Source organism: Lentzea sp. NPDC036949 (genome assembly GCF_055608075.1).
The window spans coordinates 1-14,345 of sequence record NZ_JBVJRA010000011.1 but is presented as its reverse complement, the minus strand read 5'-3'; the positions used below and the strand labels follow the sequence as shown (position 1 = coordinate 14,345).

The following is a 14,345-nucleotide window of genomic DNA, read 5'->3' as shown; positions in this document are numbered from 1 at the left end:
GGCGGTATGGTCTGGTCCAATGGCTGTCGAGTTCGCCGTCCTCGGACCACTGCTGGTCCGCGTCGACGGCAGGGAGCTTCCGCTGGGCGGGTTCACCCGCCGGGCGGTGCTCGGCTTCCTGCTGCTCAACGTCGGCCGGGTCGTGTCGGTCAGCGAGCTGACCGGGGCGCTGTGGCCGGACGACCCCCCGCCGACGGCGCGCGGGATCGTGCTGAACGCCGTGTCGGCGTTGCGCAAGGCGGGCCTGGACCTCGTCACCCGCAAGCCCGGCTACCTGCTGCGCGCGGAACCGGACCGCGTCGACCTGCACCGGTTCCGCGCCCTGCTGGGCGGCGCCGCCACCGCCGCGACACCGGAACGCGCTGCGACGCTGCTGCGCGACGCGCTGGCGCTGTGGCGCGGGCCGGTGCTCGCCGACCTGGTGGCGGACGGCGTCACCTGGCCCGCGCTGGTGGAGATCGCCCAGCTGCGCGAGGTCGCGGTGGAGGACCGGATCGACGCGGAGATCGCGTGCGGGCGGCACCGCGAGGTGGTCGCGGAGCTCGAGGCGCTGGTGCGCGACCACCCGCTGCGGGAACGGGTGCACGGCCTGCTGATGCTGGCCCTCTACCGCTCCGGCCGCCAGGCCGACGCGCTCGCCGTGTTCCGCCGGGCCCGCGACCGGTTCGCCGCGGAGCTCGGCATCGACCCGGGACCCGACCTGGTGGCGCTGGAGCAGGCGGTCCTCACGCAGGACCCGGCGCTCGCGCTGATCCCGGCCCCGGCGCCGGTCGTGCTGGAGCGCAAGAAGGTCAGCGTCCTGGTGACCCGGCTGGAGCTCGGCACCGACGAGGCGGCCGACGAACAGCTGGAGGTCCGCGGCGCCGACGTCCGCGACCTGGTCGAGGCCCTCGGCGGGGTCGTGGTGACGACGCTCGGGTCGACCCTCTGCGCCACCTTCGGCGCACCCGCCGGGAGTGAGGACGACGCGGCACGGGCGGTGCGCGCGGCGTTCGAGGTCGTCGGACGCCACCCCGCGGCCGCTGCCGTGTGCACCGGTCCCGCGCTGGTGACGTCGGGCGACCGGCTGGAGGTCAGCGGCACGTTGCTCGACGCGGGGCTCCGGCTGGTCGCCCTGGCCGCGGCGGGCGAGGTGCGGACCTGTCCCGCCACCGACCGGGCGCTCACCCCCGCGGGCGACGACGCGCCGTTCGTCGGGCGGTCGGCCGAGCTCGCGCGGTTGTGCGAGGCGTTCGACGAGGTGACGCGGACCCGGCGGCCCCGGCTCGTGACGCTGGTCGGCGAACCCGGTGCGGGCAAGTCGCGGCTGGTGCGCGAGTTCACGGCGGGGCGCCCCGCGCTGACCGGCCGCACGCCGCCGGTCAGCCACAACGACCCGCTGGCACCGCTCGCGGAGGTCCTGCGCGCCCACGCCGGCGTCTACGACACCGACTCGGGGGCGGCGGTCACCGCGAAGATCAGGGCGATCAGCTCCGAACCGTGGCTCGTCGCGCAACTGTCGGCGTTGCTCGGTGTCGGCCCGCAGGGCAGCGATGTGCTGATGGCGTGGCGCAGGCTGGTCGAACAGCTCGCGGCCGACCCGCTCGTGGTGGTCGTGGAGGACGCGCACCGGGCCGACGACCTGCTGCTGGACTTCCTGCACGGCCTGGCCGACACCGCCGACGACGTGCCGCTGCTGGTGCTCGTGACGGCCCGGCCGGAGCTGCTGGCCCGTCGCCCGTCCTGGGGCGGCGTCACGACGCTGGCCCCACTGTCCGAAGAGGACACCACGCTGCTGCTGAAGGTGCTGATGACCCGGCACGACGTGACGGCGGACCTGGACGAGCTGCTGCACCGGTCGGCGGGCAACCCGCTGTTCGCCGGGGAGTACGTGCGGATGCTGCGCGACGGCGCCGGGGACGCGTTGCCGGACACGGTGCAGACGGTGATCGGCGCGCGGCTGGACTCGTTGCCGCCGTTGGAGAAGGTCGTGCTGCAGGACGCGGCGGTGCTCGGTGCGACGGTGTGGCCGGGCGCTGTCGCCGCGGTCGCCGAACGCGCTGCAGAGGAGGTCACGCGGTCGCTGGAGGTGTTGCGGCAGCGGGATTTCCTGCACCGGCTGCCGGTCAGCAACGTCGTGGGCGAGGCCGAGTACGCGTTCAGCCACGTGCTGGTGCGCGACGTCGCCTACGACCGGGTGCCGCGCGGGTCCAAGGCGATGAAGCACTACCGCGCCGCGGAGTGGGTGCGCGCACTGCCGCTGGAGCACGTTCCGCTGCTGGCGCACCACTTCCAGGAGGCGGTGTGGCTGGCCGAGGCCTCCGGGCGGCCGTGCGACATCCTCGGCCGGCACGCGCGGGAGGCGTTGACCGAGACCGGTCGCAAGGCGGCGGCGCTCGCGGCCCGCGCCACGGCGACGCGGTGCTTCGAGGCCGCGCTCGCCGTCTGCCCGCCGGGCCACGGCGACCGCGCGGAACTGCTGACGTTGCTGGGAACCAGCCTGTCCGGGGACGGCGCCGGCACGGCGGAGCTCGCCGAGGCGGTCGAGCTGCACGTGGCCGCCGGCGACCTCGCCGGTGCCGCGGACGCGTCCAGGGCGGCGTGGCAGGCGTGCTGGAACCGCGGCGAGCACCGCGAGGCCGTGCGGCACCTGGACCGGGCGCTGGAGCTCCTGGCCGCGGCTGAGCCCGGTGAACGGGTGTGCGCCGTGCTGGCCCAGGCCGCGCACGCGCTCACGCTGGTGGGCCGCACCGACGAGGCGATCACCGCGGCACGGGCGGCGTTGACCGGGGCCACCGGCACCGAGCGCGCCATCGCGTGGGAGACGCTGGGGTTGTCGCGGGTGAAGAAGGGGGACGCGGCGGGGATCGACGACATGCGCCAGGCCGTGGCCGAACGGCAGGCGGCCGGTGTCTCCGCGAGCCTGTGCCTGTTCACCATGGGCACCGCGTACGCGATGCTCGGCGATGCGCGCGCACGACGTGCCGTGCGCGCGGAGGCACGGGCGGCGGCGTTGCGCCACGGCGACCGGCACACCCTGGCCTGGCTGGAGTCGTCGCGGTACGTCGAGCTGTTCTGGGACGGCGACCACGAGGCGGCGCTCGCGAACCTCGGCGAGTCGATCGCGGCCGGGCCGACTGAGCCGTTCTACCACGCGATCCGCGCGCGAATCCGGTTGCTGACCGGCGACCTGCCCGGTGCCCGCGCCGACGCCGCCCACGCGCTCGACCTGGCCCGCCGCAAGAACCACCCCGGCGAGCTGCAGCACCCGCTCGTGCTGGCCGCACGGCTCGCGCTGCTCGACGGCCGGCCCGCCGGCGAGTGGGTGGACGAGCTGCTCACCGTGCTGCCCGGCCACCAGATCACCGGGCCCATCGGCGCCGGTCTGCCGCTCGTGCTGGCCGCCACCGGGCACGGGCCGGAAAGCCTCGCCGGGGTCTCGTGGTCGCGGTGGCGGGACGCGGCGGAGGCGTTCCTGCGCGGCGACCGGGCCGCGGCGGTGCGCGAGTACGAGCGGATCGGCTCGGTGCCCGACGTCCGCGAACTGCGATGAGCCGCTGGTTATCGCACGGAAATAGCGTCCGGGTGTGCCCTTCACGCCGCGCTACTACCAGGCCAAGACCCAGTTGGTCGACCTGCTCGCCGAGCTGCCGGACGGCACACCGTTCCCGCCGGAGCGCGAGCTGGCGGAGCTCTACGGCATGTCGCGCACCACGATCCGCAAGGCGCTGGACGAACTGGTGCTGGAGGGCCGGCTCATCCGCAGGGCCGGCCGGCAGGGCACGGAGGTGGCGCCGCGCAGGCCGTTGCACCGGGTGAGCCTCGACGCGCTGGTCAACGACCTGGCGGCGCGCGAGTCGGTGGCGGTGCGCACGATCGGCGCGCAGGACGTGGTCAACGTCGAGGCGGTGCTGGTGCGCGGGGACGAGCCGATCGGGGTGCGGTCGACGTTCCTGCGCGCCTCCCAGTACCCCGGTCTCGCCGAGCGCTACGACCACGAGGTGCCGCTGCGGCGGTTCCTCGCCGACCACTACCGCGTCCGGTTCGGCGACCTGCACCCGTGGTGCACGACCGCTCTCGCGACCCCGCGCGTCGCCGGTCTGCTCGGCGTGCGGCCGGCGACACCGCTGCTGTCGGTCGCGTGGATGGCGCACGACGTCCACGGCCGCGCCGTCGAACGGTCCTGGGTGGTGCTGCGCAGCGACCGGGCGCACCTGACGATGCACCTGCCGCGCACCGACCACGTGGTGCGCAGGTCGACGGCGTGACCCTCGTCAGCGCACGGTCGTGATGTCCGCCCACACCGTCTTGAACTCGGGGAACCGGTTGTGCCCCCACACCTGCGCCAGCCCGTTGACCAGCAACAAACCGCGTTGCCGCCGCCCGAGGAACCCCATCCGCCCCAGCTGCGGGAAGCGGCCGGGCGTGCCGTCCTCGACCTCCACCCGCACGACCTCGCGCTCGGGCAGGGACATGACCCGGACCCGGCGCGGTGGCGCTGCGTGGTGGTAGGCGTTGCTGACGAGCTCGGTGGCCACGACCATCACGTCGACCACCACGTTCTCATGCATCCCCAGAAGGAGGCGACGGACCTGCGCGCGCACGTCGGCGAGCGGCATCATCCCCTCCGGCAGGACGAGGTCCACGTGCTCGCTGGACCGTCCGATGACACCCATCAGCCTCTCCCCGCGCCCTGTTGCTTCAAGGCAGCGGGATCCGTACCCAAAGGCGCGACGATCGAAACCCACCGAACCGAACTCACTTCTCTTCCCTCGGGAGGTCGGCCCACACGACGGTGCCGCCGTGCGCCCTGTCCACACCCCACCGGTCGGACAACCGGGCCACCAGCACCAGGCCGTAGCCCCGCTGCGGCCGGCTGACCTTCCGCAACGGCGGCCGGGCCTGCGCGTCGTGGGTGATCTCGACCCGGATCTTGCCCGGTGAGAGGACGACCCGCAGGAACGACGGCTCGGAGGTGTACCGGTAGGCGTTGCTCACCAGCTCGTTCACGACCAGCAGCACGTCACCGACGCAGTTCTGGTCCTCGCCCATGAGCTCCAGCCGCACCCAGCGCCGAACGGTCGCGAGCGAGGGCCGCTGCCTGCCCAGCGGCAGGTGCGACACGTCGTCCGCTCGTGCTGCCTGGTCGTGCGCCAAACCGCTCCCCAAGGGTCACGTTGATCAGTTCTGCGCGGGTTACCCAAGTGCATCGGCGACCAAACCAGTGACTTGCACCCGATCTTCGAGGGTGCCGCCGGGACCGTTCCCACCACTACTCTGCGCACGTGATCCGTTACCTCATCGCGTTCGTGCTGGTCCTGCTCGCCGCGACGGGCACCGCCGGACCCGCGTCGGCCCACGCCGAACTCAAGAGCAGCACCCCGGCGGCGGGCGCCACGCTCGACGCCGCGCCCAAGCAGGTGGAGCTCGTCTTCAGCGACACCGTGAGCCTGCCGGAGGGCGACGCGGTCGTCATCACCGGACCGGACGGCGCAACGTGGCCGGTCACGCGGGCGGCCGCGGTCGGCAGCACCATCACCGCGACGGTCGACCCGGCCGCGGCGAAGTCCGGGGCGCACACCCTCACGTGGGCGGCGCAGGCCGACGACGGCGACGTCGTCCGGGGCACGGTCGCGTTCACGTTGAACGTCGTCGCGGTCACGACCTCGGCACCGGTCACGACCACCACGTCGGCCGCGGCGGCGTCGACCGCTCCCCCGGCGGCCTCGGCCGAGCAGGGCTCAGACGGGCTGCCCGCCTGGGTGTGGGTCGTGCTCGGGCTGGTCGTGGTGGTCGGCGCGCTCCTGCTGGTCCGCCGCCGCAAGCAGGCGTGAGCGCAGGAGGTCGCGTTCGGCCGGGTGCACGGCCAGGTCGAGCGCGGCCTCCAGCGCGGGACGCGGGTCGGCGCCCAGGCGGCCGAGCAGGTCCGCGCGCACCGCGTGGAACAGGTGGTACCGCTCCAGCCCCAGCTCGTCGACCAGCCGCAGCCCTTCCGCCGGGCCGGCGACCTCGGCGACCGCCACCGCGCGGTTCAGCGCCACCACCGGGCTCGGTGCGAGTGCCATCAGCTGGTCGTAGAGGGCCACGACCTGGGTCCAGTCGGTCGGCGGGTCGCTGTGCACGGCGTTGATGGCGGCCTGGACCTGGTACGGGCCCGGCCGGTTCCGGCGCAGGCACCGGCGCACGAGGTCCTGCCCCTCGTTGACCATGTCCGCGTCCCAGCGGGACCGGTCCTGGTCGGCCAGCAGCACCAGCCTGCCGTCCGCCAGCCTGGCCGCGCGCCGTGACCGGACCAGCAGCATCAACGCGAGCAGGCCCTGCGCCTCCGGCTCGTCCGGCATCAGCGAAGCCAGCACCCGGCAGAGCCGGACCGCCTCGTCGGCCAGCGCTCCTTCGCCGAGGTACCCCTCGGTGAAGACGAGGTAGAGGACGGCGAGCACGGCCGCGAGCCGTTCGGGCAGGTCGGCGTCGCGCGGCACCCGGTAGGGGATGCGGGCGGCGCGGATCTTGCCCTTCGCGCGCACGATCCGCTGCGCCATCGTGGTTTCCGGCACCAGGAACGCCCTGGCGATCTCACCGGTCGACAACCCGCCGAGCAGCTTCAGCGTCAGCGCCACCCGCGCCGGCAGGGCGAGCGACGGGTGGCAGCAGGTGAAGATCAGCCGCAACCGGTCGTCGGGCACGGCACCCACGTCCTCCACCTCCGGTTCGCGCGGCACCAGCGCCGACTGCTTCTCCCGGCCCTTGGCCTCGCGGCGCAGCCGGTCGACGGCGCGGTTGCGGGCCGTGGTGATGATCCAGCCGGCCGGTGCGGGCGGCACGCCGTCGACCGGCCAGCGCGCGGCGGCCGTCGCGAAGGCGTCCTGCACCGCCTCCTCAGCGAGGTCGAGGTCGCCGAGGAACCGGGTCAGGACGGACACGGCGCGGCCGTACTCCGCGCGGAAGACCTCCTCGATCATCCGGACGCGACGGGCCGCACCTCGACCGCCAGCGGGCTCAGCACGGTGGCGAGCCGGCGCCCCCACTCCAGCGCCTCGTCCAGGTCGGCGGCCCTGATGACGGTGAACCCGCCGATGTGCTCCCTGCCCTCGGCGAACGGCCCGTCGGTCAGCAGCACGTCACCGTCCTTCGCCCGCAGCACGGTCGCGGTCGTCGGCGGGTGCAGGCCGGCGGCGAACACCCACGCCCCGCGCGCCTTCATCTCCTCGTTGAGCGCGCCGAGGTCCCGCATGATCGGCTGAAGCACCTCGGGGGGCGGGACCTCACCGTCGGGCTGGTAGATGCTGAGCAGGTACTGCTGCGTCATGGTGGACTCCTCTCGCCCTCCACACGAACGCGGGCGGCCCGATTCGACAGGGTGAGCCCATGATCCCCGCTCGACGCCCCGGACGGGGTGGTCACGGCGTGAGGGCCGCGACGCGCTCGTCGAGCTGCTCCTCGGTGGGCGCGCCGATGAGGAGCTCGACGGACCCGTCACCGCGGACGAACGCGAAGGTGGGCTGCGCGGTCACCCCGAACCGCTTCCACACCGCCCCGTCGAGGTCGGCGAGGTGCGGGAACCCGTCGAGCCGGTGGCCGGACACGAACTCCTTCATCGCGTCGAGCCGGTCCTCGGCCGCGACACCGACGAACTGCACCTCGTGGTGCTTGCCCGCGACCTTCGCGACGGTCGGCGCCTCGGCGTTGCAGGACGGGCACCACGGCGTCCAGAACCACAGCACCGCGGGGTTCCCGACGAGCTTGTCGCCGCGGAACTCGGCGCCCTCCAGCGTCGTGGCCGTGAACTGGAACTTCTCCGGCGCGGGCGGCGGCTGCGCGCAGCCCGCGAGCACCAGCACCGCGAGCAGGACCCCAAGGACGCGCACGGTCCTCACCTCCTGCCTGGGCCTACGGCCTCGCACCTCCTGCGGTTCAGCGGCAGGCCGCACGGAAAGCGGCGAATGTTGAAACGGACGAACAGCTCAGATGCCGATTGCGGCGATGTCGCGGAGGCAGCCCCGTTCCGGCACCGGGGATAGAGTTGCGAGGTGCCGGTCGAACAGTGGCTCGAAGCCATCCCTCCTCTGCTCGTGTACGCCATCGTGGGCCTCGTGATCGGCTTCGAGTCGCTCGGCATCCCGCTCCCCGGCGAGATCGTGCTGGTCACCGCGTCCCTGCTGGCCTCGCAGCACGACGAGCTGAGCCCCCTGTGGATCGGCGTGTGGGCGAGCGCGGGCGCCATCATCGGCGACAACTTCGGCTACCTCATCGGCCGTCGCGGCGGTCCGCGCCTGTTCGCGTGGATGGGCCGCAAGTTCCCCAAGCACTTCGGCGAGGCACAGCTCACCCACGCCCGCCGCGTGTTCCACAAACGCGGTGCCTGGGCGGTGTTCTTCGGTCGTTTCGTGGCACTGCTGCGCATTCTCGCCGGCCCGCTGGCCGGTTCCATGCACATGCCCTACGGGAAGTTCCTCGTCGCCAACGCCCTCGGCGGCGTCGTCTGGGCCGGCGGCACCACGGCGGCCGTGTACTACCTCGGCGTGGTGGCCGAGAAGTGGCTGAAGGGCTTCTCGTACGCGGGCCTGGCCATTGCCGTGGTGGCCGGCGTGGTGGGCACCGTCGTGATCAAGCGCCGCCTGGCCCGTGCCGCGGAGGAGCCCGCGGAAGAGGTCACCTCCGCCTGAGCCGTCCCCGGACGGCGCTCACCCGGTCTCCGCGTCCGGTTCGACCACGGTGCCCTCCAGGACCTCCGTTCCGTCCTCCCCCTCCGGCCACGCCTCGGGCGCCGGCCCGAAGGCCCGCCGCGCGGCTCGCACGGCCAGTGCGGCGACGGCGGCGTTGGCACCGCCGCCGATCACCGCGCCGATGCCGAACGGCGCCGCCCGGCCGAGCACGATGATCCCCTGCTTCGTGCCGTACTTGGTGACGAAGTTCTTGCCCAGCACCTTGTTGATCCGCAGCAGCGTCGCCGCCGGCACCTTGCCGACGAGCTGGCGCGCCCAGTGCTGACCGGTGCGCTCGGCGACCTTGCCGATCGTCTTCGACCCGGACTCGCCGAGCAGGACCCCCAGCACGAGCGTCCGGCGCCGTTCGACCTCCTCGACGCGCACCCCGTGCACCTCCGCGACGGAGAGCACGAACAGGGCGCTCAGCTCCAGCGACGAGAACGCCTCCCCCGCCGACAGCGCGATCGCGACCCCGGTCCCCACGGCGGGAGCGGCGGCGGCACCCCCGACCGCGGCACCGGTTCCGGCGAGGGCGCTGACGTACATCCGTTCCAGGGTGCGGACCACCTCCGCCGGGGTGGCCTCCGGGTTTCGCTGGCGGGCCCTGGCGATGTTCTTGCGCACCAGCGGTGCCTGCAGGCCGATGGCCTTGTCGAGCAGGCCGAGCACCGGGTTGCCCCGCTCGCCGGGGTCGGGAACCGGTCCTTCCGGGACGTCAGCGGACACGCCGAACTCCTTCACCTCGTCACGTTCGCGGGCAGTCTCACACCGGCGCGGCCGGAACCGGTGCGGCACTGGAGGGCGACCTGCGGGTTCCCGGGAAACTGTCCAGAACCGGCGTCGAACAGGACACGGGCCGGGGTCTCGGCCGGGTTCGCCGGCCGATCCGCACGAACCTGGCGGAGCATCAGCTCGCCGACCTGCAGCCCGCCAGGTGGACCTGGACATCCATCCCTGCCGTTGTCCGGACCTGGTTGGCGGTTTCGGCGCTCTGGGACGGCGGAGCGGCATCGTGGGTGTCGAGGTCGTCGAGCTGTTGTCGGACGCGGTCGGCGTCGGCGTGACGGCCTTGGTCCCGGTACAGCTCCAGTGCCTCCCGCCACACCGTGCGGGCCTGCCCCTACCGGCCGAGGACGGTGTGGGGCTGGCCCACGTGGTCGAGGGTGTTCGCGACCTCGCAGGCGTCGCCGAGGCGGCGGCGCAGGGTGAGGGCGTGGTGGATCTTGGTCGACGGGCCGCCGCGTGACCGGCCGATAGCATGATCATCTGGTTCGGTCTGCCCGCCACACGACCCGCTCGCCCCCTGTGCGCGCAGGCGTGCGGCGGCGGGCACCGGCCGTGTGCTGATGGGCGCGCACGATGCTGGAGCCGACCGAGACCTCCCGGTCCAGCTCGTCGACCGCCTCCGCGATCACCCGCACCTTCGACACCGGCATCGTCAGGATGCCGTTGCGCAAGCACCGCCAGAACCGGTTGCACACCGTCTTCCACGGCCCGTACCGCTCCGGCAGATCACGCCACGACACAAGGTCAAAGCACGTCAGAGCAACCAGCCTTGAGGACGGGCCCCGGCACCCGTCTTCCCAGGGACTCCGTTTCGAGGGACCAGGATGTGCGCGCCAGGTGACGAACCGATCGGCGGCCTCCGCCGCGCCGCGGTGTGAGCCGCGCGTCGAGGTCACTCGGGCAGGAGCGCCAACTCCGCTTCGACGCGTTCTCGCATCGACTGGTTGACCGGTCCGTCCAACCGGGCGTGGGCAAACGTCAAGCACCTGCGTGCGCGGTCGACGTCGCCCACGTTGCGCCACGCGACGCCCTCGCTGAGCGCCAGTTCTGCCTCACTCCGGTAGCGGGCCTGGTCGATGCCCGGCTGTGACCGCGCCGCGCGGTAGGACTCCGCCGCCTCTTCCCAGCGGTTCAGCCCGGCGAAGGAGTCACCCGTCAGCGCGAGCAGGTGCGCTTCCATCTTCGACACGAGGCCGTGGTTCGTCTGATCACTGCGATCCCTCGTTTCGACGAGCAACGCGCTGTGCAGCTCCAGAGCCTCCTGGAACTCACCCGCCGCCAGAAGCGACGTGCCGAACGACAGCGTCGCCCACAGGCGCTCCTCGAAGAAACCGAGGTCCTTCGACACCAGGTAGGCCTGTCTGCTGTGTTCGACGGCTTCGGCCGGCCGCCCCAGCGCTGCCGAGGTGAGCCCCAGTGCTGAATGCGACGCCAGGACCATCCTCCGGTGGTCGATCTCCCGGGAGAGAGCCAGTGCTTCGTGGAGCACGTTGAGCGCGCGGTCGCTTTCACCGGCGGACGCGTGCAGCGTCCAGCCCATCAGTGCGAGCATCTCGGCTTCTTTGACGCGGTCCCGGAGCGCTTGCGCCGCCTGGAGTCCGCACTCGAAGATCTTGTTCCAGCCGTACCCGTACTCCCGGCCGGGCATGTAGGTGTGCAACGACCAGACGAAGTCGTACACCTGTTCGTGCCAGCCCAGCTGCACGGCTTCCCTGCACACTTCGGACCACGTCGTGACGTTCTCCTCCAGCCAGTCCTCCGCCTCCCGCTGCGACCGGAACGGACAGTCTTCCGAGATCTCCCGCACGGTCGGGAGGAAGAGCCGGCCGGCGGCGGTGCCCAGGCTGAGGACATGGGCGTACAGCTCGTCGCGGAGCCGGTCTCGCTCCTCCTCCGGTTCCTCGTCGAGCCAGCACTCGTACGCGAACAGCCGGACCAGGTCGTGGAACTGAAGTCGAACGGGATCGCCGATGACGTTGATCAGCGACATCTCGACCAGCGAGTCCAGCACCGCGCCGATCTCGTCCGCCGGTGTGCCGGTCGCGACCGCGGCGAGGTCGTCGTCGAAGTGAGCGCCGGGAATGATGGCGAGACGCCGGAAAGCGGAGCGCTCACCTTCTCCCAGCCACTGGAGCGACGTCGCGAAAGCCGCCCGCACGTGCAGATCGCCCACCGACAACGAGTTCAGCCTCTTCCGCTGGTCCCGCATCTGTCCGACCAGGTAGGCGATCGACGAGAACCGCCGGGTGGCCAGTCGGTTGCCCACGATCCGCACGGCCAGCGGCAGGTTCCCGCAGAGGGAGACGAGCTCATCCGCTGCCTCCGGTTCGGATCGGACCACGTCATCGCCCACGATCGACGCGAGCAGGTCCACCGCGTTCGCCGTGGTCAGCATGTCGATCGGCAGCCGGTGCGCCGACTCCAGGCCCGCCAGGGCACGACGGCAGGTCACGATGGTCAAACTGTGCTCGCCGCTGGCCAGCAACGGCTTGACCTGAGCTTCGTCCATCGCGTTGTCCAGGATCAGCAGCACGCTTCGATCCCGCAACAAGGTGTGGAAGAGCGAGCTGCGTTCGCCTTGCGTCGGGGGTATGCGGCCCGGCGGCACCCCCAGCGACGTCAGCACGCGTTCAAGAGCGACGCTGGAGCTCATCGGCTGGTTGCCGACGCCACGCAGGTCCAGGGCAAGGGTGCCGTCCGAGAACCGGGACATCAGGTAGTCCGCGGCCGCGACCGCCAACGTGGTCTTGCCCACGCCCGGCGGGCCGGCGATCACCACGACGCCGCCCGCATCGGCCATCGTGGACAGGCTGCGGAGCTCGTCCTCTCTGCCCACCACGTTCGGCGTGACGGGCAACGCGTACAGCATCGCCCTGTTCTCCCCGTGCGCGGAGCGACGGCGCTTCTGCGTCGCCAGCACCACGAAGGACACCCGCTCGTCACCGGTCAGTCCGAGGGCGTCCGCCAGCAGTTCGGTCGAACGCTCCTGCGCGGCGGCCGCCCTTCCGTGCTCCAGGTCCCTCAGTGCCCGAACGCTCATGCCCGAAGCCAGGGCCAGCGCCGCTTGCGACAGTCCGGCTGCCGTCCGGTGGCGCAGGAGCGTCTGACCGAAGGTGGATTTCGACTGCGGACCGTGCGGTTCGCTCATGCGTGACAGTGCACCCCCGACCTCCGCCGGTGGCAAGCGCGCTCGCCGTGGAGCGACCACTTCGTTGCCGAGGCGGCGGGTGGGCGTTGAATCGATCAACGCCCACCCGTCGGATCACGCCGTGTTCCACCGGCCCACCCGGATCCGGGCTCCACGCGGCTTCTGGAGCCGCTTCCCGCACGTGCTCGGGCAGGGTGGTGTGGGCGGTGTCCCTGGCGTAGCGGCGGATCAGGTCGTGCATGGCGTAGCGGCCGCCCGGCCGCCGTTGCAGCAGCGAGGCGTTCTCCAGCCCGTTCGGTGAGCCAGCGCAGGGACCAGGACAGCACGGTGGGCCCGGCGGTGCGCGCGGTGATCGACAACGCCAGCGGGTGGCCCCGCACAGCCCGATCAGCTCGTCCACCGCCTCGGGTTCGGCGACGACGCGGTCGGCGCCCGGGCGGGCGGCCAGCAGGCCGCGGGCCTCCTCGTGGGTCAGGGCACCGAGGGGCAGGTGGCGGGCACCGTGCCGGTCGATCAGCGAGGCCAGCTTCTGGCGGCCGGTGACCAGCACGGTGCAGGTCGGCGAGCCGGGCAACAGGGGGTGACCTGGTCTCTGGTGGCGGCGTTGCCCAGCACGGTGAGCATCCGCCGCCTGGCCACCAGACTGCGGTAGAGCGCGGCTTGGGCGTGGAGGTCGGTGGGGATGCGGTTCGGGTCGACGTCCAGGGCGTCGAGGAACCCGCGCACCGCCACCGCCGGCTGCATCGGCTCGCCGGCGGGGCTGAAGCCGTGCAGGTCGACGAACAGCTGCCCGTCGGGAAACCGCTCCAGGTGCCGATATGCCCACGCCAGCGCGAGCCAGGTCTTGCCGATGCCCCCGGCCCCGCCGATCGCCGACACCACCAACACCTCTGCCGAGGGGGCCAGGGCCGCGGTCAGTTGGTCAAGCTCGGCGGCGCGTCCGACGAACCCCGAGGGAACGGCGGGCAACTGCCGCGGCATCGGCTGCCCCGGAACAGCAGGGTGAGGTGGTGGACGCCGCCGGTAACCGTGTGGGCCTGCCCTGCGCTCGAAACCGAGGTCGCGACCACCGTGTTCCGCACCTCGACGACGGGTGGCTGCTCACCCGGCGGGCCTGCCTCGCCGATGTCGTCTTCGTGTTGGTCCCGGACCGTCATGCCCCACCCCGGCACCACCACCTGGAAGACCCACGACGCCATTGGACGATCATCCCGTCCGGTCTGGGATACCGGGACGGCACCACCCGGACGGGCGAGCACCCCCCTCGAACGCACCCGCCATGTACTTCCCAACTCCGCCACCACCTCCGCTGACCAGGTCCGAACACCGCCGTCTTCGCCCGGACAGGACAGTTCTGTCCTGTCCGCTTGAACTTGACAGTGGATCAGGCCTCAGAGGTGCGGCTCGCCAAGTAGGTGCGGACGGTCGGGCAGTGCGTTGTCCAGACTTAGTTGCCGGAATCGGCGGTCGCGTCAGCGAGTCGGCAGCTGCCACTGATGGCATACCGGGTAGCGGAATCCGTTGGTGTCAAGTTCGAGCACGTCCGGTCAAGCGCGCGTCTTCGCGGACGTCGTCAGGTCTGGGCCGACTTAGAGGTCCTAACAGAATCGTTGGACGTGGCGGTAGCAGATAATGCAGGTAGCGAGGCCGAGGAAGGCTTCGTGGATGTCGTCGCGGCGTTCCCGGCGGATGCGCAGGCGTTTCATGCCGTGGTACCAGGCGATCGT

At 72.2% G+C, this 14,345-nt stretch carries 14 protein-coding genes and 1 pseudogene; 5 read left to right on the top strand and 10 right to left on the bottom strand.

From position 1 onward, the window contains the following. Nucleotides 1-19: 19 nt before the first annotated feature. Nucleotides 20-3,532: a BTAD domain-containing putative transcriptional regulator gene (locus ACZ7CD_RS28110; RefSeq protein WP_470380057.1), complete on the top strand. Its 3,513-nt coding sequence runs from the start codon at nt 20-22 to the stop codon at nt 3,530-3,532. Nucleotides 3,533-3,566: 34 nt separating this feature from the next. After that, the gene (locus ACZ7CD_RS28105; protein ID WP_360387491.1) at nt 3,567-4,247 is read left to right on the top strand and encodes a GntR family transcriptional regulator; all 681 of its coding nucleotides are present in this window, start codon (nt 3,567-3,569) and stop codon (nt 4,245-4,247) included. A 6-nt stretch (nt 4,248-4,253) separates the two neighbouring features. On the opposite strand, the gene ACZ7CD_RS28100 is transcribed toward ACZ7CD_RS28105, so the two are convergent. Beyond that, a complete protein-coding gene (locus tag ACZ7CD_RS28100) occupies nt 4,254-4,655 on the bottom strand; it encodes an ATP-binding protein (RefSeq protein ID WP_360387488.1) in 402 nt (133 codons plus the stop codon). 82 nt (nt 4,656-4,737) lie between these two features. Further along, nucleotides 4,738-5,148 carry an ATP-binding protein gene (locus ACZ7CD_RS28095; RefSeq protein WP_360387485.1) on the bottom strand — a complete coding sequence of 137 codons (411 nt, stop codon included), beginning with the start codon at nt 5,146-5,148 and terminating at the stop codon, nt 4,738-4,740. A 116-nt stretch (nt 5,149-5,264) separates the two neighbouring features. Between ACZ7CD_RS28095 and ACZ7CD_RS28090 the strand changes: the two genes are divergently transcribed. Then, on the top strand, nt 5,265-5,813 hold the full coding sequence (locus tag ACZ7CD_RS28090) for a copper resistance CopC family protein (protein WP_360387482.1): 549 nt from the start codon (nt 5,265-5,267) through the stop codon (nt 5,811-5,813). Here the strand turns inward: ACZ7CD_RS28090 and ACZ7CD_RS28085 are convergent. The 3 genes from ACZ7CD_RS28085 to ACZ7CD_RS28075 all read right to left on the bottom strand — a co-directional run bounded on the left by ACZ7CD_RS28085 (nt 5,721) and on the right by ACZ7CD_RS28075 (nt 7,844). Further along, nucleotides 5,721-6,938 (bottom strand): RNA polymerase sigma factor, encoded by a 1,218-nt coding sequence (locus ACZ7CD_RS28085; RefSeq protein ID WP_458433233.1) that lies wholly within the window; start codon nt 6,936-6,938, stop codon nt 5,721-5,723. The two genes, ACZ7CD_RS28090 and ACZ7CD_RS28085, sit on opposite strands and share 93 nt — an antisense overlap. Further along, nucleotides 6,935-7,285, bottom strand: coding sequence for a YciI family protein (locus tag ACZ7CD_RS28080; RefSeq protein WP_360387477.1), 351 nt, complete (start codon nt 7,283-7,285; stop codon nt 6,935-6,937). Before ACZ7CD_RS28080 ends, ACZ7CD_RS28085 begins: the two co-directional genes overlap by 4 nt. A 91-nt stretch (nt 7,286-7,376) precedes the next feature. After that, nucleotides 7,377-7,844, bottom strand: a complete 468-nt coding sequence (locus tag ACZ7CD_RS28075) for a redoxin domain-containing protein (protein ID WP_360387474.1) — start codon at nt 7,842-7,844, stop codon at nt 7,377-7,379. Nucleotides 7,845-8,006: 162 nt separating this feature from the next. Here ACZ7CD_RS28075 and ACZ7CD_RS28070 point away from each other — a divergent pair, with 162 nt between their 5' ends. After that, nucleotides 8,007-8,642 carry a DedA family protein gene (locus ACZ7CD_RS28070; protein ID WP_360387471.1) on the top strand — a complete coding sequence of 212 codons (636 nt, stop codon included), beginning with the start codon at nt 8,007-8,009 and terminating at the stop codon, nt 8,640-8,642. Between the two features lie 18 nt (nt 8,643-8,660). On the opposite strand, the gene ACZ7CD_RS28065 is transcribed toward ACZ7CD_RS28070, so the two are convergent. After that, nucleotides 8,661-9,410 (bottom strand): hypothetical protein, encoded by a 750-nt coding sequence (locus ACZ7CD_RS28065; RefSeq protein WP_360387468.1) that lies wholly within the window; start codon nt 9,408-9,410, stop codon nt 8,661-8,663. A gap of 208 nt (nt 9,411-9,618) precedes the next feature. On the opposite strand from ACZ7CD_RS28065, the gene ACZ7CD_RS28060 reads away from it, so the two are divergent. Next, the gene (locus tag ACZ7CD_RS28060) at nt 9,619-9,930 is read left to right on the top strand and encodes a hypothetical protein (RefSeq protein ID WP_470373373.1); all 312 of its coding nucleotides are present in this window, start codon (nt 9,619-9,621) and stop codon (nt 9,928-9,930) included. Nucleotides 9,931-9,946: 16 nt separating this feature from the next. On the opposite strand, the gene ACZ7CD_RS28055 is transcribed toward ACZ7CD_RS28060, so the two are convergent. The 4 genes and pseudogenes from ACZ7CD_RS28055 to ACZ7CD_RS28040 all read right to left on the bottom strand — a co-directional run bounded on the left by ACZ7CD_RS28055 (nt 9,947) and on the right by ACZ7CD_RS28040 (nt 13,817). Continuing rightward, a complete protein-coding gene (locus ACZ7CD_RS28055; protein WP_470380056.1) occupies nt 9,947-10,210 on the bottom strand; it encodes a hypothetical protein in 264 nt (87 codons plus the stop codon). Between the two features lie 152 nt (nt 10,211-10,362). Then, complete coding sequence (locus ACZ7CD_RS28050) at nt 10,363-12,618, bottom strand: ATP-binding protein (RefSeq protein WP_360387461.1); 2,256 nt, start codon at nt 12,616-12,618, stop codon at nt 10,363-10,365. Between the two features lie 166 nt (nt 12,619-12,784). Next, nucleotides 12,785-13,626: pseudogene (locus tag ACZ7CD_RS28045) on the bottom strand (tetratricopeptide repeat protein); the annotation flags it as partial. Further along, nucleotides 13,533-13,817 carry a hypothetical protein gene (locus ACZ7CD_RS28040; protein WP_458433244.1) on the bottom strand — a complete coding sequence of 95 codons (285 nt, stop codon included), beginning with the start codon at nt 13,815-13,817 and terminating at the stop codon, nt 13,533-13,535. The pseudogene ACZ7CD_RS28045 and the gene ACZ7CD_RS28040, both read right to left, overlap by 94 nt. Nucleotides 13,818-14,345: the final 528 nt, after the last annotated feature.